Raw genomic sequence first — 26996 nt, 5'->3', positions numbered from 1 at the left:
TAAACCAAACGGCCCCGCCTCAGGCGGGGCCGTTCGTCACGAAATCACGCCCTTAGGGTCGCGCCGAGGCGATCGGTGGCGGCCTGAACGGCTGCGTCGCGGGCCTCGGTGGCCTCCTCTTGCTTGAGCGTCCGGTCCGAGGCGCGGAAGCGCAGCGCCAGGGCTAGCGACTTCTTGCCCTCGCCGAGCTGCTCGCCCGCGTAGACGTCGAATAGCCGCACGTCTTCCAGCAGCTCACCGCCGCCGGCCCGGACCGCGTCGATCACGTCGGCCGCGGCCACGCCCTCGTCCACCACCAGCGCGATGTCCATCAGCACCGGCGGATAGGCCGAAATCTGCGGCGCCGGACGGCGGTCGGCCAGCGGCAGAGCGTCCAGGTCGAGCTCCATCGCGCAGGTCCGCTTCGGCAGGCCCAACGCTTCGACGACCTTCGGGTGCAGCTCACCGGCGTAACCGACGACGGTGTCGCCGGCCGTCAGCTGCGCGCATCGGCCCGGGTGCCACGGCGCGAGCTCGCCCGCGCGCACGGTCAGCTCCACCCCGGCTGCCGAGGCCACCACGCGCGCGGCCTGCACCGCGTCCGCCCAGCTCGCCTCGCGGCCCTTGCCCCACCAGCCGACCTGCTCGCGCTGGCCGCCCAGCATCACGGCGACGTGCGTCGGCTGCGCAGGCAGCGCGGCGTGCAGCGCGGCGATCTCGTCGTCGCTGGGTCGCGCGGCGACGCCGACCTTCGGCACCCCGGGCTGGTTCTCCGCAGGCTGCACGACCTGTCCGATGTGGAACAGGGCGAGGTCGCGCTGGCCCCGGGAAACGTTGCGCTGCATGGCTTCGGCCAGTCCCGTCAGCAGCGTCGTGGTCAGCAGCGACCGGTCGCTCTCCAGCGCGTTGAGCACCGACATGGTGCGCCGCCGCGGGTCGTCCTCGGCGAGCCCGAAAGCGTCCAGCATCGCCTCGCCGACGAACGGGAAAGGCAGCACCTCGACGTAGCCGCTACCGGCCAGCGCGCGGGAGACCGCGCGCTCGCGGCGCTGCACATCGCTGAGTCCGCGCCCGGGCGGCGCGGCGGGCAGCACCGAGGGGATCGTGTGGTACCCCTCCAGGCGCAGCACTTCCTCCACCAGGTCGAACGGCTGCTTCAGGTCGGGCCGCCAGGTCGGCGGGGTCGCCGTGACCAGGCCGACGCCCTCGTCGGAGGTGCTGACCTCGACGCGGCAGCCGATCTGACCCAGCCGCCGCGCGGTCACGCCACGCTCGTAGGACACCCCGGCGATCCTGTCCGGCAACGCCAACGGCATGGTCACCGGCTCGGGCTGCTTGGGCTCACCCACATCGGTGCGGCCCGGCGCAATGGTGCCGTCGCCGTAGCGCACCAGCAGCTGCGCGGCCAGCTCGGTGGCCACCGCGGCGACCGCCGGGTCCACCGACCGCTCGAACCGCTTGCCCGCCTCGCTGGGCAGCTTGTGCCGGCGGATGGTGCGGGCGATGCTGGCCGGATCCCAGTTCGCGGCCTCCAGCAGCACGTCATGCGTGTGATGGCTGATCTCGGTGGATTCGCCGCCCATCACCCCGGCCAACGACACCGGGCCGGTGTCGTCGCAGATCACGATGTCGTCGGGGTCCAGCTCGCGGCTCAGGCCGTCCAATGTGGTCAGCTTCTCGCCCGACTCGGCGCGGCGCACCACCAGGTCACCGGTCAGCTTCGCGGTGTCGAAGGCGTGTAGCGGCTGGCCGAGTTCGAGCATCACGTAGTTCGTGACGTCCACGGCCAGCGAGATGGAGCGGATCCCGGCCAGTGCCAAGCGGCGGCGCATCCACCACGGGCTCGGTGCGGTCGGGTCGACGCCGGTCACTCGCCGAAGCACGAACCGCTGGCAGGCGCTCGCGTCGCGCAGCTCCACCTTGCGGGAAGGCCGGGCGTCGGCCGGGACCGGCCGGGTGCCCGGGTCACCGAAGGGCACGTCCAGCGCGTTGGACAGCTCGCGGGCCAGGCCGCGCACCGAGAAGCAGTAGCCCCGGTCCGGGGTGATGGCCAGCTCGATGATCGAGTCGTCCAGGCCCACCAGCGCGACAGCGTCGTCGCCGGGGTCGGCCGAGCCGGACGGCAGCACCAGGATCCCGTCGTGGTCCTCGCCGATGCCCAGCTCCTTGGCCGAGCAGATCATGCCCTCGCTGACCTTGCCGTAGGTCTTGCGGGCGGTGATCTCGAAGTCGCCGGGCAGCACCGCGCCGGGCAGCGCGACCACGACCAGGTCGCCCTCCTGGAAGTTGCTGGCCCCACAGATGATGTTCTGTACGCGCTGCTCGCCGGACTCGGCCTTGCCGACCTCGACCTGGCAGTGCCGGATCGGCTTCTTGAACTCGGTGAGTTCCTCGATCTCGACGACACGACCGGCCACGAGCGGCCCGCGCACCTGTGTCAGGTGGGTGACCTCCTCGACCTCCAACCCGATCCGGACGAACGCGTCGGCCAGCGTCTCCGCGGTCGTCTCCTCGGGCAGCTCAAGGTGCTCGGCCAACCAGGAAACCGGAATCCGCACTTGGTCAGGCCCTTCTCTCGTTCAGGTAGGTGGTGTCCGTGGGCATCAGATGCCGAACGGCTGGGTGAACCGGACGTCGCCCTCGACGATGTCGCGCATGTCCGGGATGCCGTTGCGGAACTGCAGCGTGCGCTCCAGCCCCATGCCGAAGGCGAAGCCGGTGTAGACGTCGGGGTCGACGCCACAGGCACGCAGCACGTTCGGGTTGACCATGCCGCAGCCGCCCCACTCGACCCAGCCGGCACCGCCCTTCTTCTCCGGGAACCACACGTCCATCTCCGCCGATGGCTCGGTGAACGGGAAGAACGAGGGCCGCAACCGGGTCTCGGAGTCCGGGCCGAACATCGCCCGCGCGAACGCGTCCAGGGTGCCCTTGAGGTGCGCCATGGTCAGGCCCTTGTCCACCGCCAGGCCCTCGACCTGGGAGAACACCGGGGTGTGGGTGGCGTCTAGCTCATCGGTGCGGAAGGTGCGGCCGGGGCACACCACGTACACCGGCAGGTCGCGCTCCAGCAGCGTGCGGACCTGCGACGGCGAGGTGTGCGTGCGCAGCACCAGCCCAGAGTTCTCCGGCGCCACGTAGAAGGTGTCCTGCATGGTGCGCGCCGGGTGGTCCTTGCCGAAGTTCAACGCGTCGAAGTTGAACCACTCGGTCTCCAGCTCGGGGCCCTCGGCGACCTCCCAGCCCATCGCCACGAAGGTGTCCTCGACCTGCTCGGCGAGCTGCGTGATCGGGTGCCGTGCGCCGGTCGGCGTGCGGTCCCAAGGCAGCGTCACGTCGACGGTCTCTTCGCGCAGCACCCGCTCGTCTCGCTCGGCCTGCAGTGCGGCGCGGCGCTCGTCGAAGGCGCTCTGGATCGACTCGCGGGCCTGGTTGACGCGCTTGCCCGCTTCCGAGCGCGCCTTCGGCGGCAGGGCGCCGATCTCCCGGCGCGCGGTCAGCAGCGGCGAGCGGTCACCGAGGTGCGCCGGCTTGACGGCGGCCAGCGCATCGAGGTCGGTGGCCGCGGCGAAGGCTTTGCTGGCCTCGACCACCGCGCGGTCCAGCGTCTCCGGCGACAGCGCAGCGACCTCTTTCGGGTCGTACGGGTCGTTGGCTCCAGACATCGTTAGTGCGTGACTCCCGTTGATCCCACAGGCATCAGTACCCGATTCCCGGGCTCGGTAAGCCCGGGGGCGGTGAACCTGCTCGTTGGCATACGACTCAAGCCGCAAGCTAGCCCCTAGAGTCTATGCGACGGTTCCAACGCGATTTCGTGGAGATCCGTTCCGCGGCCCGGGCGCCTATGCCTCTCGGCGGCGCTGGGCACGGGCCGAGGCGTAGAGGCAGACCGCCGCGGCGGTGGCGAGGTTGAGGCTTTCGGCGCGCCCGTAAAGCGGCACCCGGAGCGTGCTGTCCAACTCGGATTTCACCAGATCCGGTAGGCCGTGGGCTTCGCTGCCGAACACCCAGGCCGTTGGTTGGGCAAGTTCGCCGGCCCGATCGGCCGTGTCCAGGTCGCCGGTGGCGTAGCCGTCGGCGCCGACCAGCCGGAGCCCGGCCGCACGGCAGGCGGCGAGCACGGCGGAGACATCGCGATCGCGCGCGATGGGCAGGTGGAAGAGGCTGCCGGTGGAGGCCCGCACGGCCTTGCCGTTGTAGGCGTCCACTGTGTCCCCGGCGAACAGCACCGCACCGGCACCGGCCGCGTCGGCGACCCGGACCACCGTTCCGGCGTTGCCCGGGTCGGCCACGCCGACCAGCACGACGACCAGCGCGGGGCGCTCGGCCAGCGCGGCGGACAGCTCGGTGTCCGGCAGGTCGCAGACCGCGATCAGGCCCTGCGGGGTCACCGTCTCCGACAGCGACGCCGCGGCCCGCTCGGTCACCAGGTGCACCGGCACCGACACGGCGCGGGCCCGGTCCAGGAACTCGGCGTGGCGCGGCTGCTCGGTGGCGAAGACATCGCGCACCCGCAGCACCCCGTCGGCGTGCGCGGTCAGCGCCTCGCCGACCGCTTGGGCGCCTTCGGCGAGAAACGCCCCGGCCTTCTCCCGGCCGGCGCGCCGAGTGAGCTTGCGAGCGACCGCGACCCGGGACGATCGCTCCGTCAACGGAGCCGTCGTCCCGGGTCGCGGTGTGGTAGCGGGGCCTTCGGTGCTCAGGCCACACTCTCCGGCAGGTTCTTGCGCGCCACCTCGACCAGCGCGGCGAACGCCTGCGGGTCGTTGACGGCGAGCTCGGCCAGGATCTTCCGGTCGACCTCGACCTCGGCGGCCTTCAGGCCCTGCACGAAGCGGTTGTAGGTCAGTCCGTGCTGCCGGGTCGCGGCGTTGATACGGGTGATCCACAGCTTCCGGAAGTCACCCTTGCGGGCCCGCCGGTCGCGGTAGGCGTAGGTCATCGAGTGGAGCATCTGCTCCTTGGCCTTGCGGTACAGCCGGGAGCGCTGACCGCGGTAGCCGCGGGCCGACTCGAGAATGGTGCGGCGCTTCTTCTGGGCGTTGACTGCCCGCTTGACGCGTGCCACGGGGTCCGTCCTGTTATCTCATCGGGGGCGGGAGACCGCCCGTGTGGGTGGCTGGAACTGCGTTACCGGCCTGCTGCTTCGGGTGCAGCGAGGCCCGGGTATCAGCGACCCAGCAGTCGGTTGATGCGCTTGACGTCGGCCTTGGCCACCGCTTCGGTGCCTTCGAGGCGGCGGGTGACGCGGCTGGACTTCTTCTCCAGGATGTGCCGACGACCGGCCTGCTCGCGCCGCAGCTTGCCCGTGCCGGTCACCTTGAAGCGCTTCGAGGTGCCCTTGTGGGTCTTGTTCTTCGGCATCTTCTCGTCCTCGTTTCGTACTGATGCCGGGCGGGGGCGCGGACTGCGTCCCGGCCCGGCGTCACATCACGAGCCCTGCGGACTTACGCGTTCGCCTTGGGCTTGGTCTTGTTCGACTTGTGCGGCGCAAGCACCATGATCATGTTCCGACCGTCCTGCTTCGGGTTCGCCTCGATGAACCCGAGGTCGGAGACGTCATCGGCCAGTCGCTGCAGCAGGCGGAAGCCCAACTCGGGACGCGACTGCTCACGACCACGGAACATGATCGTCACCTTGACCTTGTGACCCTGGTTGAGGAAGCGGGACACGTGGCCCTTCTTCGTCTCGTAGTCGTGCGGGTCGATCTTCGGCCGGAGCTTCTGCTCCTTGATGACGGTCTGCTGCTGGTTGCGACGCGATTCGCGAGCCTTCTGCGCGCTCTCGTACTTGAACTTGCCGTAGTCCATGAGCTTGCAGACCGGCGGGCGCGCCTGCGGGGCGACCTCGACAAGGTCCAGATCCGCTTCCTGGGCAAGCCGTAGCGCGTCCTCGATGCGGACGATCCCGACCTGTTCCCCGTTCGGTCCGACCAACCGGACCTCCGGAACCCGGATGCGGTCATTGATGCGCGTCTCGGAGCTGATGGGCCCTCCTCGGTTCGATGGCTGTAGTTAACTGCACCGCGGCGCGTAGAGCTCACCCCGGAATGCACAGGTCCCGCTGGATTCCGCTTGCGCGGACCGCGGGACCCTGACTCCAAACCGATCGAACCGGTACCTCAATACCGTTCGCACCACCGGCGGATCGCACCAACAGATACAACCGCCAGCAGGACCGGAACCCGGAAGCCTGTGGCGGCTACTCGGGTGGGAGCGGGACTCCACTTTGCCGCCCCCGCCTGCGCAGGGGCTGGTCGTGCGTGTCAGGGTAGCAGGCGTGACCGAACCGCAGCCAACCCCGTCCCCGACCGGCGCGTCCGACCTGCCGGGTGAGCCGGCACACGACGCGGACATTCATTTCAACGTCCGCGAACTCGCCGATGTTCCCAGCGTCGAGGTCATCAGCCGAGCTGCGGTCATGCTGATGTCCGCGGCAGCGGAGAAGCTCGGGCTAGCCGCCGAGGATCCCGACACCGCCGCGGAGCGCGACCTGGACGAGGCGCGCCGGCTGATCACCGCGCTGGCCGGGTTGGTCACCGCCTCGGTCGAATACCTCGGGCCGCACGCGGGCCCGGTTCGCGACGGCCTGCAGACGCTGCAACGCGCGTTCCGCGAAGCCTCGACCCATCCGGATGCCCCTGGTCAGGGTCCGGGTGAGAAGTACACCGGCCCGGTTTACTGACTCGGGCCAGTCCGCGCGGCAAGAGCGGTTCAGGCCGCCACCGTGCCGGGTGCGAGGAGCAGGAAGATACCGAGGCCGACCAGCACTGCCCCCAGCACGAGGCCGATCACCTGACCGCGCGGCGCCGCCTTTTCCAGCGTGGTCAGCGCCGCCAGCGCGGCCATCCACACCAGATTCATCGCGCCGGCGGCGATCAGCACGACCGTCAGTGCCCAGCAGCAGCCGAAGCAGTAGCCGCCGTGGTGCACGCCGACCCACAGCGCTCCGGTGCGGCTGCGGACCACGGTATCGCCGTGCCGCATGAGCACGGCCAATGGTGATCGGCAGTGCACCACGCACCAGTGCTTCAGCGGGGTGAACTGGTACAGGCCCGCGCCGATGAGCACGCCGGCACCGACCCGGACGGGGACGGTTCCGCCGGTCATGGCGACCGCATCGAACGCCCGCAGAACCTGGTACGCGAGCACCCCGGTGGCGGCCCAGACGACCAGGTAGCCGGTGGTCAGGGCGGCCACGGTGCCGCGTCGGGCGTGGCGCACCCGCACCAGCCGACGCATGCCGACGGTGAACGGCGTGATGCCAGGCAGCATCATCGCCGCCATCATCACGAGCCAGACCAGCAGGAACGCGGCGATCGACAGCGACTCGCCCGGCATTCCCGCCATGCCCGCAGTGCCGGAAATGCCAGTGAGGATGCCGGTGGTCATGCCGGGCATCGCCGCGAGTCCGGTGCCCAGCCAGGCCAGCGCGGCGAGCACGAGTAGCGCGCCGGCCAGTGCGAACTCCACCCGCGACCACGTGCGGAGGGGTGGAATGCCGCGCTGCGCGGCGGTGTGAGTCATGCGGTGTCCGGCCCGGTCCAGTCGAACGGGATGAGCTTGCTGGAGTTGCCGACACGTTCCCAGCGGAAGCCGAACCCGTTGGCCCGGTCGAGGGTCGCTCGCCCCCAGGTCGCCGGCGGCTGGCCGGGGCCGACCTCCGCGCCGGGCAAGTTGTGCACTTGGACGCGGGTGTCCTTGGCGGCCGTGGGACCAGTGAGCGCTTCGACGGTCGCTTCCGCGTAGCCGGGAATCCAGACGCTCCAGGTGGCCAGGTCGTCGGCGATGGTGGCCTCGATCGGGCTGGTCTCCATGCCCACGATCTCCGGCCCGAAGATCTCGCCGAGTTGCTGCGGCCAGCCACCGGCCCTGCCGCCGAAGATCATCTGCAGCGCGTCGCGCTGCGCTTCGTCGGCGCGTTCATCCAAGAACACCGCGGCGCGCGGATCGCGGTGCTCGCCGGTCCAGAGGTTGCCGGTGAAGGAGGCCAGCATCGCCACGTTGAGGCGGTCGAGCTTGGTGTCGCCGTAATTGCCGGTCCGGATGTGCCACAACAGGACGCCGTCGCAGTCGCCGTAGGTGGGCGGCTGCGCGAAGGAGCACGGACACGGGATTGCGCACTTGCAGGCGTCGAACCAGGTGCCCGTCAGATGCCATTGCGGAACACCGGGCACACCCATATCAGCCCCCGAAAGCGCATCGAAACGGACTTCGATGCCAGAATCCGCGCTTCGCGTCCCGGTCGGCACGGCCGAAAGGCCCCGCACGACCACGCACAAGCGCCAGCCTGCCCCGTCCGGTGCTATGGCGACTTCAATGCAAAATCGGCAGGTTGAGTTCCATTGACATCGCCCCGCCGCCAGCCGAGTTCGGCGGAAACCTTGCCGGCGGCGCGCAGCACGTCATCGAGAAGACCGAGCAGTCCGTCAAAGTCCAGCACTACCTTGGGCACCGAAAGCGACACGGCCGCGACGACTTCGCCGCGATGGTTGTGGATCGGTGCTCCGACGCAGTGGATGAAATCCTCGTGCTCGCCGCGGTCGACCGCGTAGCCCTGGGCCCGCACCCGGTCCAACTCGGCCAGGAACCGCTCGGCCGAGTCGATCGTGCCGGCGGTGAACCTCGGGTAGTTGAGCTGTCCGGCGAATCGGCGACGCTTATGCACCGGCCATTCGGCCACCAGCGCCTTGCCCACGGCCGTGCAATGCACCGGCGCGCGGCGGCCGATCCGGGAGTACATCCGCACCGGGTGCTTGCTGTCGACCTTGTCGATGTAGACGACCTGATCGTCGTCGAGGGTCGCCAGGTGCACCGTGTGGCCGCCGGTCTCCCCCAGTTCGACCAGGTACGGCCGGGCCACGCCGCGCACGTCCAGGTCCTCCAGTGCTCGGTGGGCCAGGTCGAACAGGGTGCTGCCGAGGCGGTAGTGGTGCACGTCCTCGCGACGCACGAAGCGGCCCGCTTCGAGCGTGCGCAACAGTCGCATGGCAGTGGATTTGTGCACGCCCAGGCGTTGGGCGAGCTGGTCGAGTGCTTGCGGCCCGCTGGCCAGCGCGGTCAGCAAGGTCAGACCGCGTTCCAAGCTCTGGCTCACCGACCACTCCGTCCGTTGACGCGCCGCGTCGCTGATGGTACGTAGCTAGTCAACTGCGGGTGTACCGCGCGTTCGGGGTCGACCGGATCTTGCTCGCCAACCAGCTGCTGGACCCCAACGGCCTGGCGTGGCTGGCCGACGAGCTCAATGCCGACCCCGAGTTCTGGTTCGGCTGCTTCGTGGACTCGGTGCGCGGGGCGCACCTGATGGCCGAGGCATTGGCCCGGCACGGCGCGTCCCGTCCGGTCGACGTGCTGGTCGAGCTCGCTAACGACGGCGCCCGAACCGGAGCCCGAACGCTCGCCGAGGCAAGCGAGGTCGCCGACGCCGTGCTCCGAAACCCGATGCTGCGGCTGGTCGGGGTCGGCGGATACGAGGGCGCGGTGGCGCACGACGTCAGCGAGCAGGCTCTTTCCGCTGTGGACGGATACCTGCGGCGGTTGCGCAAGCTCGTCGCGGAATTGGCCGAGTCGGGCCATTTCTCCGGGCTGGACGAAGTGCTCGTCACGTGCGGCGGCAGCGCGTACTTCGATCAGGTCGCCGAAGCGTTCACCGAACCGTGGCCCACCGGGCTCCCGGTCGTGCCGGTGCTGCGCAGTGGCGGATACCTGCTCCACGACGATGGCTTCTACTTGATCGACTTGGTGCGCACGTTCTTCTAGGTCGACCCGCACGACGCAAGCGCCTTCGAACGAGCGGCAGTTACATAGCGGCCCCCCTTGAATTCCGTGCGGATTCCGCTCCTCGACAGGTAACGTCGCGTTGAATGATCAGTCGATAACCGGGGGTAAGGATGACGGAAGCATCGGTGGGCCAGGGAATTCCGGTCTCGCAGCTTCCATCGCGCCTCGGCCGACGGTGGATCCGACGACGCCGCGTGGAAAAGATCCCGGATCAGCCGATCATTCACCTGCTGCGCGAGAACGACGCCGACGCGCTCATCGATCAGCTCTCCGGTCACCTCGGCACCGTCGTGCCGCACGTGGCGCTGGACGTGGGCGGCACACCCGCCGAAAACCAACGGCAGCGGTCCGTGCAGATCCGCAAGCTCCTGGACAACGCGGCGTTGAGGCTGCGCGACGCCGACGCCTGGCCGCGAATCGGTCGATTGCGCTTCCGCCGGTACGCGCTGCTGAGCTGGCTGCTGAAGAAGAACGTGCCGCCGACCAACCTGACCCACGCCCCCCATTCGGACACCCGGCAACTGCTGCGGGAATACCTCAGCAGCCGCCGGCCCAGACGGGCCAAGGAGCAGTCGCAGCACGAGGCCGCGATCTGGGAATCGGCCGCCCAGAGCCTGCCCTGGTACCTCTTCGTGCTGTCGCTGGCGTTCTTCCCGCTCTACTACGCGTGGTGGGTACGCCGGGGCCGCGTCGCCCGCTGGTTCATGCGGCAGCACTACCTGTCCCCTCGCGAATCGGCGGATTTCCCCAGCTTCGCGCGACGCCTGATCACCACGCCATCGCGCTGGGAAAACGCCGAACAGGTGCGGAAACTCCTGGTGCACGCGTTCCTGACCGATCTAGCGGAGTCCTACACCAGGAGGTTGTGGCGCTGGCAGTGGGTGCCCAAGGACTGCTATCCGGTGCTACTGCTGCGCAATCTGGGCGACGCGACCGTCGGCAAGGTGCTGATCCGGCTGCTCAACGAGGTGCGAAATGAGACCGGTGCCCCGGATCCGCTGCTGGTGATCGGTAGCGGCTCGGAGCCGCTGCAGGATAGCGAGACGCCCAGCGCGCCGGCAACCCTCGAAACCTGGCCCGAAAAACTGCAAGAAGCACGGCGCAAGCGGTCCAACACCGCCTGGTACGTGATGCTTAGGGTGGCCGATGAGCCGCCCGCGGTGGACGACGAACCATGGGTTTTGCTGGGGCAGACGAGTCTGACCTTGAAGCGCTCCAAACTGCTGCGGCGCGTTCCCGCCCTGCTGATGTTCCTGCTGCTCCTCGGTGGCAGCGCCGGTTACCTTCAGCAATACCACCACCACTGCGGCCGGAGCTGGTGGCCGTGGACCAATGTCGATCTCTGGTCGGCCGACGACGAATGTGTCGGGATAGCCGACTCGGCGTACCGCTTCTCCAGCGACATCTCGGAAACGAGCTTGCGCGATCGGCTCATCGACGCGCAGGACGAGATCGACCGGGAAAACGCGCTGGCCGAGGGCAAGCACCGGCTGGAACGGAACTTGCCCTACGTCACGATCGTCTACTTCAGCACCCTCACCGGTAGGGATCCCGACTCGTCGACGCTGGACGGGGTCGCGGCGGAATTGGAGGGGCTGGCGCAGGCCCAGGCCAAGGCGCGGCGGGACGGCGGCGTGGCGATCCGGGTCGTGCTCGCCAACGGTGGCGCGTCGATGCGGCAGGCCAGCGAAGTCGCCGATCGCATCGTCGAATTCGCCGCGCGACCGTCGGATGCCCCGGTGGTGGGCGTAGTCGGGCTGGGCGGCAGTTGGGCGGGGACCGCGCGGGCCATCAGCACCCTGGGACGCCACGGGCTGACCACGGTGGGCACCGTGACCTCGGCCGATGAATTTCCCAAGCTGAGCAGGCTCTACCACCAGGTGGGTCCGACGAACCAATGGGAGGCCCAGGTCGTCGCGCAGCACGTGCGGAACCTCGGAAGCCGGAACGTCACGGTCTACTACAACGAGAACGACATCTACAGCAACAACCTGGCCCTGGACATCAAGGCACAGCTGGGGGATATGGCCGAGCTGGAGGACTCACAGCACTCCATTCCCGCGGATTCCGTGCGGTGCAGTCCGGATTCGCTGGCGTTTTTCGCCGGAAGGGCCGACCAGTTCGGCAACTACCTGAGCGCGATGCAGGACCAGTGCGTCGATGTCAACGACCGCCCGCGTTTGATGGCCAGCGACGACACCACTAAGTTCCTGCTCGACCGGCAACTGCCGCGCGGCGTCCAGCTCGACTACATCGACTTCACCGGGCTGCGCGTGCAAGAAGGCACCGACGGCCTGACGGGTCGGGCGATGCTCGCCTTCGACGCCGTTGACCTCGTCCGGCAGGCGGTGCGGAAGGTCACCGACGGGCAGGACGACATCGGGGCCACGCCGCTGAACGGCCAAGCGGTCTGGTACGGGATCGCCCGGCTCAGCGAAAACCGTGACGGGATCCGCGCGATCAGCGGCCCCATCGATTTCGGCACACCATCCGGGCAAGTTCCGGTGCGCAAGGCCATCTCGGTGATGCGCATCGTCGGCGACGGCCAGGACAGGCCGGAGGCACCTCGGGACGAGACGAACAAGCCCTGGGTCGTGATGCACTGCGGGAACACCCCGCTGCAAACCGGGCCCTGTCCGCCGTGAGATCTCGGGACGTCCTGGCGCGCGCCGACTGCTACGTTCTCCGATTTTGCCTAAAATTCGGGAAATTACGGCGGGGACGCGGCCTCAGTCCTCGGCCAGCACCGGGGCGAGGAAGCGTCCGGTGTGGCTCTCGTCGATCTCGGTAAGGTCCTCCGGCGTGCCCTCCGCGACCAGCATGCCGCCGGCGGAGCCGCCCTCCGGACCCATGTCCAGCACCCAGTCCGCCGTCTTGATGACGTCCAGGTTGTGCTCGATCACGATCACCGTATTGCCCTTGTCCACTAGGCCGTTGATCACGCCGAGCAGCTTGCGGATGTCCTCGAAGTGCAACCCGGTGGTCGGCTCGTCAAGGATGTAGACCGTCTTGCCGGTGGACCGCTTCTGCAGCTCGCTGGCCAACTTCACGCGCTGCGCCTCGCCACCGGAGAGCGTCGGCGCGGGCTGGCCCAGGCGGACGTAGCCCAACCCGACGTCCACCAACGTCTTCAGGTGCCGGTGGATGGCGTTGATCGGCTCGAAGAACGCCGCGGCCTCCTCGATCGGCATGTCGAGGACCTCGGCGATCGTCTTGCCCTTGTAGTGCACCTCTAGGGTTTCCCGGTTGTACCGGTCGCCCTTGCACACCTCACACGGCACGTACACGTCCGGCAGGAAGTTCATCTCGATCTTCAGCGTGCCATCGCCCGCGCACGCCTCGCATCGGCCGCCCTTGACGTTGAACGAGAACCGGCCCGGCTGGTAGCCACGCACCTTGGCCTCGGTGGTCGCCGCGAACAGCTTGCGGATGTGGTCGAACACTCCGGTGTAGGTGGCCGGATTGGACCGCGGGGTGCGGCCGATCGGCGACTGGTCGACCTGCACCAACTTGTCCACATGCTCCAGGCCCCTGACCCGGGTGTGCCGACCGGGCACCTGCCGCGCACCGTTGAGCTTGTTCGCCAGCACGGCGGCAAGGATGTCGTTGACCAGCGTCGACTTGCCCGACCCGGACACGCCGGTGACCGCCACCAGGCAACCCAGCGGGAAGGTCACGTCGATCTTGCGCAGGTTGTGCTCGCGCGCGCCCACCACCGTCAGCTGCCGCTTGCGGTCGCGCACCCGCCGCTTCGCGGGCAGCGGAATCTGCTTTCGCCGCGCCAGGTAATCCCCGGTCAGCGACTTCTTGTTCTCCAACAGCTCCTTGTAGGGGCCGCTGTGCACGACCTGGCCGCCGTGCTCGCCCGCGCCGGGCCCGATGTCGACCACCCAGTCCGCGCTGCGCACGGTGTCCTCGTCATGCTCGACGACGATCAGCGTATTGCCCAGATCTCGCAGTCGGCTGAGCGTTTCCAGCAGCCTGTGGTTGTCCCGCTGGTGCAACCCGATCGACGGCTCGTCCAGCACGTAGAGCACGCCGACGAGACCAGAACCGATCTGGGTGGCCAACCGGATGCGCTGCGCCTCGCCACCGGACAGCGTCCCGGCCGCGCGGTCCAGCGACAGGTAGTCCAGCCCGACGTCGAGCAGGAAGCCCAACCGCGCCTGCACTTCCTTGAGCACCCGCCCGGCGATCATCTGCTCGCGTTGGCCGAGCACCAGCCCGTTCAGGAACTCGGCGCACTCGTACACGCTCAGCGCGCTGACCTCGGCGATGGACAACTCGCCGAGTTCGTCGTTCTCCATTGTCACGGCAAGGATCTCGGGCTTGAGCCGAGTGCCGTCACATGCGGGGCACGGCACGTCCCGCATGTAGCCCTCGTACTTCTCGCGGGCGTAGTCGGACTCGGTCTGCTCCAGCCGCCGCTCCAGGAACGGGATGACACCCTCGTAGGAGGCGTAGTAGGAGCGGGTCCGCCCGTAGCGGTTCTTGTACCGGACGTGCACCTGGTCGTTGGTGCCGTGCAGCACGGCCTTCTTGACCTTGGTGGTCAACCGCTTCCACGGGGTGTCCATGTGGAAGCCGATGGCCTCCGACAGCGAGGTCAGCAGCCGGGTGAAGTACTCCGCGGTATGCCCACCCGCCCACGGCGCGATCGCGCCTTCGGCCAGCGACAGATCCTCGTCGGGCACGACCAGCTCGGGGTCGACCTCCTTGCGGATGCCCAGACCCACGCACTCGGAGCACGCGCCGTAGGGCGAGTTGAACGAGAATGACCGCGGTTCGAGCTCATCCACGCCCAGCGGGTGGCCGTTGGGGCAGGCCAGATTTTCGGAAAACTTGCGCTCCCGGTTCGGGTCGTCCTCATCGAGTTCGATGAACTCGATCAGCACCAGGCCATCGGCCAGCCGCAGCGCCGTCTCCACCGAATCGGTCAGCCGCTGTTTCGCGCTGGCCTTCACGGTGAGCCGGTCGACGACCACCGCGATGTCGTGCTTCTCCTGCTTCTTCAGCTTCGGCGGGGCGTCCAGCGGGTGCACCACGCCGTCGATGCGGGCGCGCGCGTAGCCCTGTGACTGCAACTGCTCGAACAGGTCGATGTACTCGCCTTTGCGCCCGCGCACCACCGGGGCCAGCACCTGGAACTTGGCCCGGTCGGGCATTTCCAGCACCTGGTCCACGATCTGCTGCGGGGTCTGCTTGCTGATCGGCTCGCCGCAGGTCGGGCAGTGCGGCTTGCCCGCCCGCGCGAAGAGCAGTCGCAGGTAGTCGTAGACCTCGGTGATGGTGCCCACCGTCGACCGCGGGTTGCGGTTGGTGGACTTCTGGTCGATCGACACCGCCGGGGACAGGCCCTCGATGAAATCCACATCGGGCTTGTCCATCTGGCCGAGGAACTGCCGAGCGTAAGCGGACAACGACTCGACGTAGCGTCGCTGTCCCTCCGCGAAGATGGTGTCGAAGGCCAGGCTCGACTTCCCGGAACCGGACAGCCCGGTGAACACGATCAGGCTGTCACGGGGCAGGTCGAGGTCGATCCCGCGCAGGTTGTGCTCACGGGCGCCGCGAACGACAAGGCGGTCAGCCACTGTGATCCCTTCGAAAAGTTCTGGCGTTGACGTGGACGCGCGCCGACTGCAAGTAGTGCATCGGCAGGTGCGCGACGTCGCCCGTCCATGCTATTCGGGGCCTCTGACAGCCCCGGATCGCGTTCGGCGCGCAGCCCGCGACGACCACCCCATCACTCGCACGTGTGAGCCAGGGTGGTCGACCGCCACGCCTCCGACGATACGCAAATTCCCCCGGAATGGGCACTGTCGTCGCTGTCGCCTGCGCAATTAAGCTCGATGCTTCAGACCGATCGCGAACACCCCAGTTCACGCAGAGGTTGACTCATGGCTGACATCGCTCTCGGGGCCGGTGGACGCAACAGTCCGCAGCCCGCAGCAGCGCAACTCGCCCACCAGGTCACGGCTCAACTGGCCGCCATCGAGCGCGCCACCCGTCGGCTGCTCGACACCGTGGCCGAGCTGGACGACCTCGGCGTGCACCGGCCGAGCCTGCTACCGGGCTGGAGCAGGGCGCACGTGATCTCGCACCTGGCGCGCAATGCCGATGGGGTCTCGAACCTGCTGATCTGGGCACGGACCGGGATCGAGCACCCGATGTACGCCAGCGGCGAAGACCGGGACCGGGCCATCACCGCCGGAGCGGCGCGCAACCACCGGCTGCTGCTGGAGGACCTGGCCGCCTCGTGCGACCGCTTCGAGCAGGCCGCCCACACGCTGCCAGACACCGCCTGGACGGCGGAGATCGCCGATGCCGTCGGTGACCCGATGCCCGCGCACCACATGCTGCGGCTGCGCCTGCTGGAGGTGTGGGTGCACCTGGTCGATCTCGATCACGGCTTCGACTTCGCCGACATTCCGCTACCGGACCTGGAGCAGCTGCTGGAGGACGCGGTGCAGCAGTTCGGCGGGCGACCGGACGTGCCGGCGCTGTCCGTCGAGGTCGACTTCGGCGACCACCGGCGGACCTGGGACCTGCGCGGCACCACCTCCCCGCCGAGCCGGGTGCGCGGCGCACCGGGCCCGATGCTCGGCTGGCTGCTGGGCCGCACCGGACCGGAACACCTGGAAGGCGACCCACCGGGCCTGCCGGAATGGCTCTGACGAAGACGGGCTCGCACATGGTTGACCGTGCGCACACCGATAACGCGACTCGACGTGCACACGGGTCCTGGCGCACACCGGCCCTGAACAGGCCGAATTCCGGCCGAACAGCGCGCGAGCGCCGCGGAGCGAACTAGGTTCGGTCTGCGCATCGCGCTGTTTCAAGGGATTGTCGTCCACTATGGACACTCGCGGTGCCGGAGTTTCCGCGCTGCCGATCATCATGTTCGGCTCGGAGTCCGGCTCAAGGTCACCCGGCACCGCCGCCGCGCTGGCCGGCGAGGCGATGATCAGCGTCCTTGTCTTCCCGGTGCCGAGTCTTCCCGGTGCCGCGCATCGGCCGTACGAAGCCCGGAGGAGCCACGGGCTGAACCTCCGGACGTGGGCACCGCCGCCGGTCGAACTGCGCGAATGCCCCGAACGCGCGACGCTGTCGGTGGACACGTCATCGAGCAACTTGAGGGGGTGTGCACGATGTCCAGTCCGCAGACAGGGCCTGAGCCACAGGAGAGGGCCGGGGCGAGGGAATCGCAGCAGAGGGCCGAGATGAGGGAGCCCACGGCTCCCGAAGAGCAAAAGCAGTGGGCGATGGCGGCAGCTCAGCCCACGGCGGCGATGTCGGGGTGGCTAGCGTTCGCCGGGTCACTGATCATGCTGGTCGGCATCTTCAACATCATCAGCGGCATCACCTCGCTGTTGCGGCCCGACCTCTATCTAATCGCCGCAGGTCAGCTGCTGGTCTTCAACTTCGGCATCTGGGGCTGGTTCTGGATCGCGTTGGGTATCGTGCAGGTCGCGGCCGGAGTCGGCTGCCTGTACGGGCAGATGTGGGCGCGGATGACGGGCATCGCCCTAGCCGCGCTGAGCGCCATCGCTCACATCGCGTTCCTCACCACGTTCCCGGTGTGGTCGGTGCTGGTGATCGCGCTTTCGGTGCTGGTGATCTACGGGCTGGTCGTCCCCGCCAAGGGAGCCGCTGCCTGATCCGCCGGGTGAGCCCGGCTACCGCCGATCAAGCGCCGTGGCCACGAACGCGGCGCGTTAGGCTCGCCACGTGGAGCCTCAAGGACAGTACACCGGACACGTCGAGCCGGGCGGCGCGGCAGCGCGCCGCGAGCTCGACGCGCTGACCATCACCAAGATCTCGGTCGGCCCGATGGACAACAACGCGTACCTGCTGGTGTGCCGTCACACCGGGGACGCGCTGCTGATCGATGCCGCCAACGACTCGGAGCGGCTGGCCGACCTGCTGGGCCACGACGACCAACGCCCGCGCCTGCGCACCATCGTGACCACCCACCAGCACGCCGACCACTGGCAGGCCCTCGGCGCGGTCGCCGGCCAGACCGGCTGCTTCACGCTGGCGCACCCGGCCGACGCCGAGGCGCTGCCGGTGCCCCCGGACCGCCTGGTCGAGCACGGCGACACCATCGACGTCGGCGAATCGCAGCTGTCGGTGATCCACCTGCGCGGCCACACGCCGGGGTCGATCGCACTGCTGTACCGCGACCCGAACGGGCACCCGCACCTGTTCACCGGCGACTCGCTGTTCCCCGGCGGCGTGGGCAAGACGACCTCGCCGGAGAACTTCCGGTCGCTGATCGACGACGTGCAGAACCGGATCTTCGCCGAACTGCCGGACGACACCTGGTTCTACCCGGGGCACGGCGACGACTCGACCCTGGGCGAGGAACGCCCCAAACTCGCCGAGTGGCGTGAGCGCGGCTGGTGACCAGTGACAGTGTGCGGACGCCGGCGAGCTCGCGGTGGCCCATTTCCGCGAAACCCATGACCACGACGGCAGAACTTCCCAACGCCGACCAGCGACGGCCCTATGCCGACCCCTTGGTGCCGTTGGCCGGCGCCATCTCCAGGAAACCGCAGTAGCGGGCTGAAACGGTGCGGTGCATCTTCTCGGGTTGCTGGAGCAGCCCGAGAAGATTCACGGCCATTGTGCTCTGTTCGGCCACACCGGGTCGTGTTGAAAATCGAACCGTGGGGGCTTTGTCGGACGGTTTCTGTTTCGTTGTGCCTGGGGTTTGCACAGCGTTCTTGTCATCCGAGGAGAACTGATGGCCACTTTGACCGCCTGGAAGTTCGACAGACCGGACGGCGCCGACGAGGCGTCCCAGACGCTGCGGGACTTGGCGAAGCAGCAACTGATTACCATCTACGACGCCGCCACCGTGACGTGGCCGGAGTCGGCCAAGAAGCCGAAGACCCGGCAACTGCCAGCCTCACCAGTGCCGGTGCGCTAGGCGGCACATTCTGGGGCCTGCTGTTCGGGTTGATCTTCTTCGTCCCGCTCCTTGGTGCGGCCATCGGGGCCGCGACCGGGGCGCTGGCCGGAGCGTTGACCGATGCGGGTATCGATGACGATTTCATCAACCGGTCGCGGGACAAGATCGTGCCCGGTACTTCGGCGCTGTTCCTGCTGAGCGACAACGCGGTGCTGGACAAGATCAAGGAGCACTTCCCCGGCGGGCACGCCGAGCTCATCCACACGAACCTGTCCAACGAGCAGGAAGCCGCGCTGCGCCACGTGTTCGAGGACACCGAGGAGAAAGTAACCAGCTGAGCTGGTGACCGCACGTAGTCACCCCGGGGCCCTTCCTGATCGGACCCCGGGGTTATGTGCGTCATCCACCGTCCACAAGTCACTCGCGTTTGTCTCGGCGACGAACTCCTGCGGCTTCGCCATCCTTGTAGGACGCTGCACACCTGCCGTGGTCGGGAGGATGCAGTGGAACAGCAGCGGGACGACACCGCAAATCCGATAGGACCGCTGCTTCTTCTCGCTTTTCCGGCGCTTCTGGTCGGCGTGGGCAGCAGCCTCGTGCTGCTGGCGGTCAGTTACCTGGCGGACGGCCTCGAACGTCTGCTCTGGACGGTCCTGCCCGCATCGCTAGGCGTCGCCGGAACCGCGGCGGGGTGGATCCTGCCGATGTTGACGGTCGTCGGTGTCGTCGTCGGTCTGGTCGTCTGGCTCGTGCCAGGCCACGCCGGGCCGGATCCGGCCACGCTCGGTCTGGTCGAAAAACCGATGCCCGTGCGGGTGCTGCCCGGCATGCTGGTCACCGTCGTGCTGGGACTGGCCGGTGGGGTGAGCCTCGGGCCGGAGAACCCGACCATCGCGACCAACATCTCCCTCGCATACCTGATCGGCACCTGGCTGATGCCTGCCAGCGCCGCCCGGACCTGGATCGGGCTGGCCACTGCGGGCACGATCGGCGCGCTGTTCGGCACTCCGGTTGCCGCTGCCCTCGTCCTGTCGGAAACCCCGATGGGCGGCACCGCCGGCTCCGAACCGCTGTGGAACCGGCTGTTCGCGCCGCTCGTCGCGGCCGGGGCGGGAAGCTTTACCACGGTGCTGCTCTCCAACCCGGTGCTGTCGATCTCGCTTCCCGCCTACCAGGGTTACGCGCTGGGCGACGTCGTGTCCGCGTTCGTGATCACCGCAGTGGGCGCCGGAATCGGCTTGTCCGCCGTCTACGCGTTCTCGCCGGTGCACGCCTTGTTTCACCGCATCGGCAACCCGCTGCTGATGCTCACCGCAGGTGGCCTGGTTCTCGGCGCGCTCGGCGCCGTAGGCGGGTATCTCACGCTCTTCAAGGGGTTGAACGAGATCAAGGAGCTGGCCGCCTCGTCAGCGGAGTACGGTGTCGGCGCGCTGTTGGTCCTCGTCGTGGTCAAGCTGGCCGCGCTGGTGGTGGCGGCTGCAAGCGGATTCCGGGGTGGGCGGATCTTCCCGGCCTTGTTCGTCGGGGTCGCGCTCGGTTTCCTCGCGCACGCGCTGGTGCCTTCGGTATCGCCGGTGTTGACCGTTGCCTGCGGCGTGCTCGGCATTCTGCTGGCCATCACCCGGCAGGGCTGGCTGAGTCTGTTCATGGCCGCGACCACGGTCGTCGACATCGGCGTGCTGCCGATCCTGTGCGTGGCGGTGCTCCCGGCCTGGCTGCTGGTGACCGGACGACCGGAAATGATCATCGAGCGGCGTGGCGGGTGACTTCCGCGCGGCACGGGCGCCGCGCGTCGGCCCTGCACGACACATTCACCCGAACGGGTGCGGTTGTGTGCCGGCGGTCCGGGCCGAATCCGCTGCTCAGCGGGGGTCCGCCCGGCCCCGGCGAACCGTCCGCCGGGCCGCCTGCCGGACCTGGTCAACCTGCGGAAAGACGCGATGTGAGCGAGCTTCGAGCCAATGTCTCCAGACAGGAGCACGATCATGCCATCTACCTCGCCTCCGGGCCCGAACACCGGCAACAGGACCGACGCCGACACTTCATGGGCCGCCTCGCGTTCCCGACGCCGAGTGGCCGCGATGCCGGACCGGAGGTCGGGGTGGCTCACCTTCGCCGGCACGCTGATTCTCCTGCTCGGGATCTTCAACGTCATCGGCGGATTCGCGGCCTTCTTCCGCACGGGCTACTACCACGTCGCAGCCGGCGACTTGCTGTTTCCGGACTACCGGAGCTGGGGCTGGATCTTGTTGGGGCTGGGCGCGCTGCACGTCGTGGTCGGCCTCGGCGCGCTCTTCGGCCAGGTCTGGGCCCGGGCCTGCGGCGTGGTGATGGCCGGGCTCTGCGCGGTCGGCCACGCCGCGTTCCTCAACGCCTTCCCGGTCTGGTCCCTGCTGGTGATCGCGATGTCGGTCCTGGTGATCTACTCCCTGATCGTGCCCGCCAGGAACGCCGTCGGCGCCTGACCAGAGCGATTTCCATGGAAACGGCCCGTCGGTTTCGATTGAAATCGACACAAACACCACGGGCATTGGCCGGCGGTCGCGCCTAGGCTGTCCAACCGGGGCCTGCTCGCGGGGAAGGGTCGGTCATGAGTGAGCGCGTCGTGTTGAACATCGGGGGCACCGAGGTGTCGGTGTCGCACCCCGACAAGGTCTTCTTCAGCCAGCGCGGCGAGACGAAACTCGACCTGGTCCGCTACTACCAGGCCGTCGCCGACCCGCTGCTGGCCACGCTGCAGGGACGGCCGCTGCTCCTGGAGCGGTACCCGGACGGAGCCGGCGGCAAGTCGTTCTTCCAGAAACGGGTGCCGAAATCAGCGCCACCCTGGCTGCAGACCACCGTGGTCTCCACCCCCAACGGCACCACCAGCGACGCGCTGGTGGCCGCCGACCTGGCGCACATCATCTGGGCGGTGAACCTCGGCTGCCTGGGCTTCCACGTGTGGCCATACCACGCCGACACCCCGGAAATCACCGACGAACTGCGCATCGACCTCGACCCCTCCCCCGGCGTTCGGTTCCCGCAGGTGCTGGAGACCGCCGTGGCGACCAGGGACCTGCTGGCCGAATACGGCATCGAGTCGCTGCTGAAGACGTCGGGATCGCGCGGCCTGCACATCTACGTTCCGCTGCAAGCCCGCTGGAACAGCTACCAGGTGCGGGCCGCCGCGGTAGCGCTGGCGCGCGAGCTGGAACGCCGCCACCCCGCGCTCATCACCGCCAAGTGGTGGAAGGAGGAGCGGGGCTCCCGGGTGTTCGTCGACTACAACCAGAACGCCCCGCACAAGACGGTTTTCGGCGCGTGGTGCGTCCGGCCCCGCGTCGGGGCCCAAGTGTCGATGCCGATCGGCTGGGACGAACTGGCGACGGTCGAACCCGACAAGCTCACCATCGCGACCGTGCCGGGCCGGGTCGCGGAGGGCTACGACCCGTGGGCCGACCGACGCCCGCAGTCGATCGAGCCGCTACTGGAGCAGTCCGAGCGGGACATGGCCAGCGGACTGCAGGACGCGCCGTGGCCGCCGGTATACCCGAAGCAGCCCAACGAGCCGCCCCGAGTCGCCCCCAGCCGCGCCAAGCAGACCTGATCGGCGTCGAGGCGCGTGCAGCGCTGCTAAAGGTCCGGTCTGGCCTTGCCCCCGGTCGGGTGGATGGCGCCGGCACAACGGCGCGGTGGTGCGGGGCTGCTGGACTTTCGTTGGCGTGGATCATGCAACCAAGATATGGGGCACGAGAGTACGCGGGCATCGTTCGCAGGTGCGATCTGTCGATCATTCCCGGGTCGCAGAAATCGCGGTGTAGCAAGGCAATGTCATACCTGGGTAGTACGACCACAGCTCAGTTCGGCGGGCGCCCAGGTCCCATCGGCTCGCCGGTGTGGCACGCAAGAGCTCGCCAGCGTGGCACGCAAGAGGCGGTGGGCGCGCGCAGCCCAATGATCAACTCATGACCGCCAGTGCCGAAACGGCTAGCGGTCAGCGGAGGGCTTCGGCGACGATTCGGGCGGTGTCTGCGTGCAGGGCGTTGTTGGGCTTGTCGTCCCTCCGCGGCCGGCTGGTCAGGATCGCGATCACGATCGGTTGGCCGTTTTCCGTCCAGGTCACCGCCACATCGTTGGCCGCGCCGTAGGAGCCGGTGCCGGTCTTGTCGCCGGTGCGCCAGTTCGGTGGCAGGCCCGCGCGGATCCGCTCGTCGCCGGTGGTGTTGGCGAGCAGCCAACTGGTCAGCTGGTCGCGCTCGGGCCGGGCTAGGGCGTCACCAACGACCAGGGCCCGGTAACCGGCGGCGATGCCCGCCGGTGTGGTGGTGTCGCGCTCGTCGCCGGGGACCGCGCTGTTGAGTTCGGTCTCCCAGCGGTCGAGGCGGGTGCTGCTGTCGCCGATCGAGCGCGCGAACGGGGCGATCGCCGCCGGGCCGCCGAGCTCGCGGAGCAGCAGGTTTCCGGCCGTGTTATCGCTGCGGGTGATCGCCGCGTGACACAACTCGGCGACCGTCATGCCGGTATCCACGTGGGCTTCGGTCACCGCCGAGCCATCGACCAGATCGGTGCGGTCGTAGTGGATCACCTTGGCGAAATATCCGCTGTCCAAAGGATGTGCGCGAAGCAGGGCGGCTGCCGCGTACGCCTTGAACGTGGAGCACATTGCGAACCGTTCGTTCTGGCGGTGCTGCAGGAGGCGGCCGGTGTGGACGTTGACCGCCGACAGCCCCAGCCGCGCGTCGTACCGGAGCTCCAGGTCTGCGAACACGTGGTGTGTGCTGCCAACAACTGCGGCATCAGCGGCCGAACCGCACGCCCCCACCACCGGAGTGGCCAGCAATGCGCCCAGGATCGCTCGTCGTGCGACCCGGGTTTGGTTGTACTGCAAAGAAATTCTCCGTTCGACCGGGAACCCGGGCGATTTCGATGGAAATCGCAGCCGGCGAGGAACTGTCACTCCTGCTTCTTCTCGTCGTCGTCGATGATCTCGGCGTCGACCACATCCTCGTCGGCTCGCTTCGTATCGCCGTCGCCATCGGTGTCGGTCGCGGTCTGCTGCTGGTGGCCGTACATGGCCTGGCCGATGGCCTGCGAGGTCTTGGCGAGGTGGTCCGCCGCAACACGGATCTTGTCGACGTCGTCGCCCTTGAGTGCCTCATTGACGTCCTTGATCGCGTCCTGGACCTGCGTCCGGGTGTCGGCCGGGATCTTGTCCGCATTGTCGGTGAGCACCTTCTCAGTCTGGTAGACCAGCGTCTCGGCCTGGTTGCGGGTCTCGGCCTCCTCGCGGCGCTTCTTGTCCTCGTCGGCGTGGGCCTCGGCGTCCTTGACCATCCGGTCGATGTCGTCCTTCGGCAGCGCCGAGCCGCCGCTGATCTTGATGGACTGCTGCCGCCCCGTGCCGAGGTCCTTGGCGTTGACGTGCACGATGCCGTTGGCGTCGATATCGAAGGTGACCTCGATCTGCGGCATGCCGCGCGGCGCCGGCGGCAGGCCGGTCAGCTCGAACATGCCGAGCTTCTTGTTGTGCGCGGCCATCTCGCGCTCGCCCTGGAAGACCTGGATCATCACCGATGGCTGGTTGTCCTCGGCGGTGGTGAAGGTCTCCGAGCGCTTGGTCGGGATCGTGGTGTTGCGCTCGATGAGCTTGGTCATGATGCCGCCCTTGGTCTCGATGCCCAGGGACAGCGGGGTGACGTCCAGCAGCAGGACGTCCTTGACCTCACCGCGCAGCACACCGGCCTGCAGGGCGGCGCCGACGGCCACGACCTCGTCCGGGTTGACGCCCTTGTTCGGTTCCTTGCCGTCGGTGAGCTCGCGGACCAAGTCGGTCACGGCGGGCATCCGCGTCGCCCCGCCGACCAGCACCACGTGGTTGATGTCGCCCACCTTGATCCCGGCATCCCGGAGGGCGTTGTTGAACGGCTTGCGACAGCGCTCCAGCAGGTCGGCGGTGATCCGCTCGAACTCGGCGCGGGACAGCGTCTCGTCCAGGAACAGCGGGTTCTTGTCCGAGTCGACGGTGATGTAGGGCAGGTTGATGCTGGTCTGCGAGGAGCTGGAAAGCTCGATCTTGGCCTTCTCGGCGGCTTCCTTGATCCGCTGCATGGCCATTCGGTCCTTGTTCAGGTCGATGCCCGACGAAGCCTTGAACCTGTCGACCAGCCACTCGACGATGCGCTCGTCCCAGTCGTCACCACCCAGATGGGTGTCTCCCGAGGTGGCCTTGACCTCGACCAGGCCCTCGCCGACCTCCAGCAGCGACACGTCGAAGGTGCCGCCACCGAGGTCAAACACCAGGATGGTCTGTTCCTTCTCGCCCTTCTCCAGGCCGTAGGCCAGCGCCGCCGCGGTGGGCTCGTTGATGATCCGCAGCACGTTGAGACCCGCGATCTGCCCGGCCTCCTTGGTCGTCTGCCGCTGCGCGTCGTCGAAGTACGCCGGCACCGTCACCACGGCGTCGGTGACGTCCTCCCCGAGGTAGGACTCGGCGTCCCGCTTGAGCTTCATCAGCACGCGGGCGCTGATCTCCTGCGGGGTGTAGGTCTTGTCGTCGATCTGGACCTTCCAGTCGGTGCCCATCTGCCGCTTGACCGACCGGATGGTGCGGTCCACGTTGGTGACCGCCTGATTCTTGGCCGGCTGCCCCACCAGCAGGTCACCGTTCTTCGCGAAGGCCACTACCGACGGCGTGGTCCGGGACCCCTCGGAGTTGGCGATCACCGTGGGTTCACCGCCCTCCAGCACGGCCACCACGGAGTTCGTCGTCCCCAGGTCGATACCAACCGCGCGCCCCATCACGCACTCCTCTCCGACTCGACCGCCGGGGCCGAGTCCTGCGAGGCCGACACCCCAAGTATGGGAACCCCTCTCCAACGCGTCCACCTGGGCGGATCCACCCGTTAGGTCATGATGTTCCCGCGCTTCGCAAGCCCGTTCGGGAAGCGCACACAATGCCGCCCGCGGCCCCGGCGGTCTGTGACATCGAGTGTCACTCGGTGCGCGACGAAACGCTGGCCAATGCGCCTGTACCTGCTCCGACCGGCAGAGCTCGTACCTGCGCGAATGCCTACGACGGGAGCTACCGCCGGGCCGCTTCACGGCGAGGCCGCCCCGCGGGATCCATGACGGGAGGCCACCACGCTCCGCGACCGGCTCGGCGGCAGCGCAAGAACGCACCGCAGCCCGCCGGTGTCCTCGGATCTCAGGTGCGGGTGACGAGCGAGGTGGGCCACCAGTTCCGCCGGTGCCGGCATGGCGTTCATCTCCGCGCGGACCTCGGCCGCTGTCAGACCGTCGTCGATGATCAGGCGGACTAGGTCGGCCGCGGTGATTCGCTTGGCCGCAACCGCGAGACCCGCCCCGCGCGCGGCCACCTGTTCGGCATTGAACTTGCGGTCGCCCGGCCCCGGCGTCACCAGCTCCGGGAGCCCCGCCGCAAAAGCTCCGAAGACGCTGCCCGTCCTGGTGCGGAGCTGGCGACGTTTTTGCGCGAAAACTCGCGTCCCCAAGGCGAGCCGGACAGTGCGACGAGTTGCGCGAGGTGATCTATACCCCAACCAAGATTCCGGCACGAGGCCACTAGTCCGAGTTCGGATGATGCGAACTAGAACCACCATAGTTCGAATCATCACCGCTAGACTTGCCGGCATGGGGAGGTCGGCATGGGGCGGGGGAACATGGGAAGCGAATTGTCGGCGGACAGCCAGCTCGATCGGGACGTGTGCAAGCTGGTCCACCAGTTCGCCCAGACGCTCGATATCCGCGTGCGCCGGGTCGCCGAGGAACTCGGCCTCACCTCAACACAGGTAGTCGCGCTCCGCGAGCTGTCCGAACCGATCACCGCGCGCGAACTGGCCACCAGGATGTCGTGCGAGGCATCCAATGCGACGTTCGTCCTGGACCGACTGGAGCAGCAAGGTCTGATCGAGCGGCGACCGCATCCGACGGACCGGCGCGCCAAGCAGATCGTGCTCACCCCGTCCGGTCGGCGCAGCCGGACCACGGTGCTCAAGAACCTGAACTCCCGATCCCCGCTGACCCCGCTGACCGATGCCCAGCAGAAGACTCTGCGCAATCTGCTGCGAGCGCTCGTCGCGGAACGCTAGGCTCGCTGGAGATCGCCGGTCGCGTTGTCACTCCGCAATCCGCTTACCCCGCAGGATCAGCCACAACAGCCATGCCTGGATCTGCCGCCTACGCCGCACGCCGACAACGGGCGCGGCCCAGTCGTGGGCCCCGCTCCCGAGTCAGCGCAGCGCCACGACGAACAAGGCGCACCAGCGGCCGTCGGAGGTTCCTGCCGAGCCGGTGTCCACACTGCTCACACCGATTTCGGCAAT

22 protein-coding genes and 2 pseudogenes are annotated in these 26996 nt (G+C 68.3%); 11 read left to right on the top strand and 13 right to left on the bottom strand.

Annotated features, from left to right (window positions below; genetic code table 11):
• Positions 1 to 44 precede the first annotated feature (44 nt).
• The 6 genes from pheT to infC all read right to left on the bottom strand — a co-directional run bounded on the left by pheT (position 45) and on the right by infC (position 5966).
• A complete protein-coding gene (gene pheT, locus BJ970_RS20650) occupies positions 45 to 2537 on the bottom strand; it encodes a phenylalanine--tRNA ligase subunit beta (RefSeq protein WP_184727757.1) in 2493 nt (830 codons plus the stop codon).
• Between the two features lie 45 nt (positions 2538 to 2582).
• Positions 2583 to 3644, bottom strand: a complete 1062-nt coding sequence (gene pheS / locus BJ970_RS20645; protein ID WP_184727756.1) for a phenylalanine--tRNA ligase subunit alpha — start codon at positions 3642 to 3644, stop codon at positions 2583 to 2585.
• Between the two features lie 177 nt (positions 3645 to 3821).
• On the bottom strand, positions 3822 to 4631 hold the full coding sequence (locus BJ970_RS20640) for a TrmH family RNA methyltransferase (RefSeq protein ID WP_221467243.1): 810 nt from the start codon (positions 4629 to 4631) through the stop codon (positions 3822 to 3824).
• A 47-nt stretch (positions 4632 to 4678) separates the two neighbouring features.
• Positions 4679 to 5047 carry a 50S ribosomal protein L20 gene (gene rplT / locus BJ970_RS20635; RefSeq protein ID WP_184727755.1) on the bottom strand — a complete coding sequence of 123 codons (369 nt, stop codon included), beginning with the start codon at positions 5045 to 5047 and terminating at the stop codon, positions 4679 to 4681.
• 101 nt (positions 5048 to 5148) lie between these two features.
• Positions 5149 to 5343: a 50S ribosomal protein L35 gene (gene rpmI / locus BJ970_RS20630; protein WP_010313612.1), complete on the bottom strand. Its 195-nt coding sequence runs from the start codon at positions 5341 to 5343 to the stop codon at positions 5149 to 5151.
• A gap of 83 nt (positions 5344 to 5426) precedes the next feature.
• Complete coding sequence (gene infC / locus BJ970_RS20625; RefSeq protein ID WP_184729251.1) at positions 5427 to 5966, bottom strand: translation initiation factor IF-3; 540 nt, start codon at positions 5964 to 5966, stop codon at positions 5427 to 5429.
• 337 nt (positions 5967 to 6303) lie between these two features.
• Here infC and BJ970_RS20620 point away from each other — a divergent pair, with 337 nt between their 5' ends.
• Positions 6304 to 6663: a DUF1844 domain-containing protein gene (locus BJ970_RS20620; protein ID WP_221468129.1), complete on the top strand. Its 360-nt coding sequence runs from the start codon at positions 6304 to 6306 to the stop codon at positions 6661 to 6663.
• A gap of 29 nt (positions 6664 to 6692) precedes the next feature.
• Here BJ970_RS20620 and BJ970_RS20615 read toward each other — a convergent pair whose 3' ends face one another.
• The 3 genes from BJ970_RS20615 to BJ970_RS20605 all read right to left on the bottom strand — a co-directional run bounded on the left by BJ970_RS20615 (position 6693) and on the right by BJ970_RS20605 (position 9075).
• Positions 6693 to 7505, bottom strand: coding sequence for a DUF2182 domain-containing protein (locus BJ970_RS20615; RefSeq protein ID WP_184727753.1), 813 nt, complete (start codon positions 7503 to 7505; stop codon positions 6693 to 6695).
• A complete protein-coding gene (locus BJ970_RS20610; RefSeq protein ID WP_184727752.1) occupies positions 7502 to 8161 on the bottom strand; it encodes a DUF1326 domain-containing protein in 660 nt (219 codons plus the stop codon). Before BJ970_RS20610 ends, BJ970_RS20615 begins: the two co-directional genes overlap by 4 nt.
• Before the next feature lie 122 nt (positions 8162 to 8283).
• Positions 8284 to 9075: an IclR family transcriptional regulator gene (locus tag BJ970_RS20605; protein ID WP_184727751.1), complete on the bottom strand. Its 792-nt coding sequence runs from the start codon at positions 9073 to 9075 to the stop codon at positions 8284 to 8286.
• Between the two features lie 44 nt (positions 9076 to 9119).
• Here BJ970_RS20605 and BJ970_RS20600 point away from each other — a divergent pair.
• A pseudogene (locus BJ970_RS20600) lies at positions 9120 to 9707 on the top strand (alanine racemase); the annotation flags it as partial.
• Between the two features lie 245 nt (positions 9708 to 9952).
• On the top strand, positions 9953 to 12403 hold the full coding sequence (locus tag BJ970_RS20595) for a type 1 periplasmic-binding domain-containing protein (RefSeq protein ID WP_184727750.1): 2451 nt from the start codon (positions 9953 to 9955) through the stop codon (positions 12401 to 12403).
• Between the two features lie 84 nt (positions 12404 to 12487).
• On the opposite strand, the gene uvrA is transcribed toward BJ970_RS20595, so the two are convergent.
• Entirely contained in the window at positions 12488 to 15349 is a 2862-nt protein-coding gene (gene uvrA, locus BJ970_RS20590; RefSeq protein WP_184727749.1) for an excinuclease ABC subunit UvrA, read from the bottom strand.
• A 306-nt stretch (positions 15350 to 15655) separates the two neighbouring features.
• Here uvrA and BJ970_RS20585 point away from each other — a divergent pair, with 306 nt between their 5' ends.
• The 7 genes and pseudogenes from BJ970_RS20585 (at position 15656) to ligD (ending at position 22261) form a co-directional block, all read left to right on the top strand.
• Complete coding sequence (locus BJ970_RS20585; RefSeq protein ID WP_184727748.1) at positions 15656 to 16432, top strand: maleylpyruvate isomerase family mycothiol-dependent enzyme; 777 nt, start codon at positions 15656 to 15658, stop codon at positions 16430 to 16432.
• A 588-nt stretch (positions 16433 to 17020) separates the two neighbouring features.
• Positions 17021 to 17416, top strand: coding sequence for a DUF7144 family membrane protein (locus BJ970_RS20580; RefSeq protein ID WP_184727747.1), 396 nt, complete (start codon positions 17021 to 17023; stop codon positions 17414 to 17416).
• Between the two features lie 70 nt (positions 17417 to 17486).
• A complete protein-coding gene (locus BJ970_RS20575; RefSeq protein ID WP_184727746.1) occupies positions 17487 to 18164 on the top strand; it encodes an MBL fold metallo-hydrolase in 678 nt (225 codons plus the stop codon).
• Positions 18165 to 18504: 340 nt separating this feature from the next.
• Positions 18505 to 19010 (top strand): annotated as a pseudogene (locus BJ970_RS20570) (DUF1269 domain-containing protein).
• Between the two features lie 165 nt (positions 19011 to 19175).
• Complete coding sequence (locus tag BJ970_RS20565; protein WP_221467242.1) at positions 19176 to 20438, top strand: ion channel protein; 1263 nt, start codon at positions 19176 to 19178, stop codon at positions 20436 to 20438.
• Between the two features lie 219 nt (positions 20439 to 20657).
• The gene (locus BJ970_RS20560) at positions 20658 to 21137 is read left to right on the top strand and encodes a DUF7144 family membrane protein (RefSeq protein WP_184727744.1); all 480 of its coding nucleotides are present in this window, start codon (positions 20658 to 20660) and stop codon (positions 21135 to 21137) included.
• A 125-nt stretch (positions 21138 to 21262) separates the two neighbouring features.
• A complete protein-coding gene (gene ligD, locus BJ970_RS20555) occupies positions 21263 to 22261 on the top strand; it encodes a non-homologous end-joining DNA ligase (protein WP_184727743.1) in 999 nt (332 codons plus the stop codon).
• Between the two features lie 387 nt (positions 22262 to 22648).
• Here the strand turns inward: ligD and bla are convergent, their stop codons facing one another.
• From bla to BJ970_RS40055, 3 genes are all read right to left on the bottom strand, one after another.
• Positions 22649 to 23506: a class A beta-lactamase gene (gene bla / locus BJ970_RS20550; RefSeq protein WP_376775126.1), complete on the bottom strand. Its 858-nt coding sequence runs from the start codon at positions 23504 to 23506 to the stop codon at positions 22649 to 22651.
• A gap of 101 nt (positions 23507 to 23607) precedes the next feature.
• Positions 23608 to 25452 (bottom strand): molecular chaperone DnaK, encoded by a 1845-nt coding sequence (gene dnaK / locus BJ970_RS20545; RefSeq protein WP_184727741.1) that lies wholly within the window; start codon positions 25450 to 25452, stop codon positions 23608 to 23610.
• A gap of 299 nt (positions 25453 to 25751) precedes the next feature.
• On the bottom strand, positions 25752 to 26273 hold the full coding sequence (locus tag BJ970_RS40055) for a nucleotide disphospho-sugar-binding domain-containing protein (protein WP_376775062.1): 522 nt from the start codon (positions 26271 to 26273) through the stop codon (positions 25752 to 25754).
• A 45-nt stretch (positions 26274 to 26318) separates the two neighbouring features.
• Between BJ970_RS40055 and BJ970_RS20535 the strand changes: the two genes are divergently transcribed.
• Positions 26319 to 26762, top strand: a complete 444-nt coding sequence (locus tag BJ970_RS20535) for a MarR family winged helix-turn-helix transcriptional regulator (RefSeq protein WP_246470930.1) — start codon at positions 26319 to 26321, stop codon at positions 26760 to 26762.
• The last annotated feature ends 234 nt before the right edge of the window (positions 26763 to 26996 follow it).

This window comes from Saccharopolyspora phatthalungensis, from assembly GCF_014203395.1.
In the GTDB taxonomy this organism is placed as follows: domain Bacteria; phylum Actinomycetota; class Actinomycetes; order Mycobacteriales; family Pseudonocardiaceae; genus Saccharopolyspora; species Saccharopolyspora phatthalungensis.
Note: the sequence above shows the minus strand (reverse complement) of the source record. Positions and strands in the feature narration are given on the sequence as shown.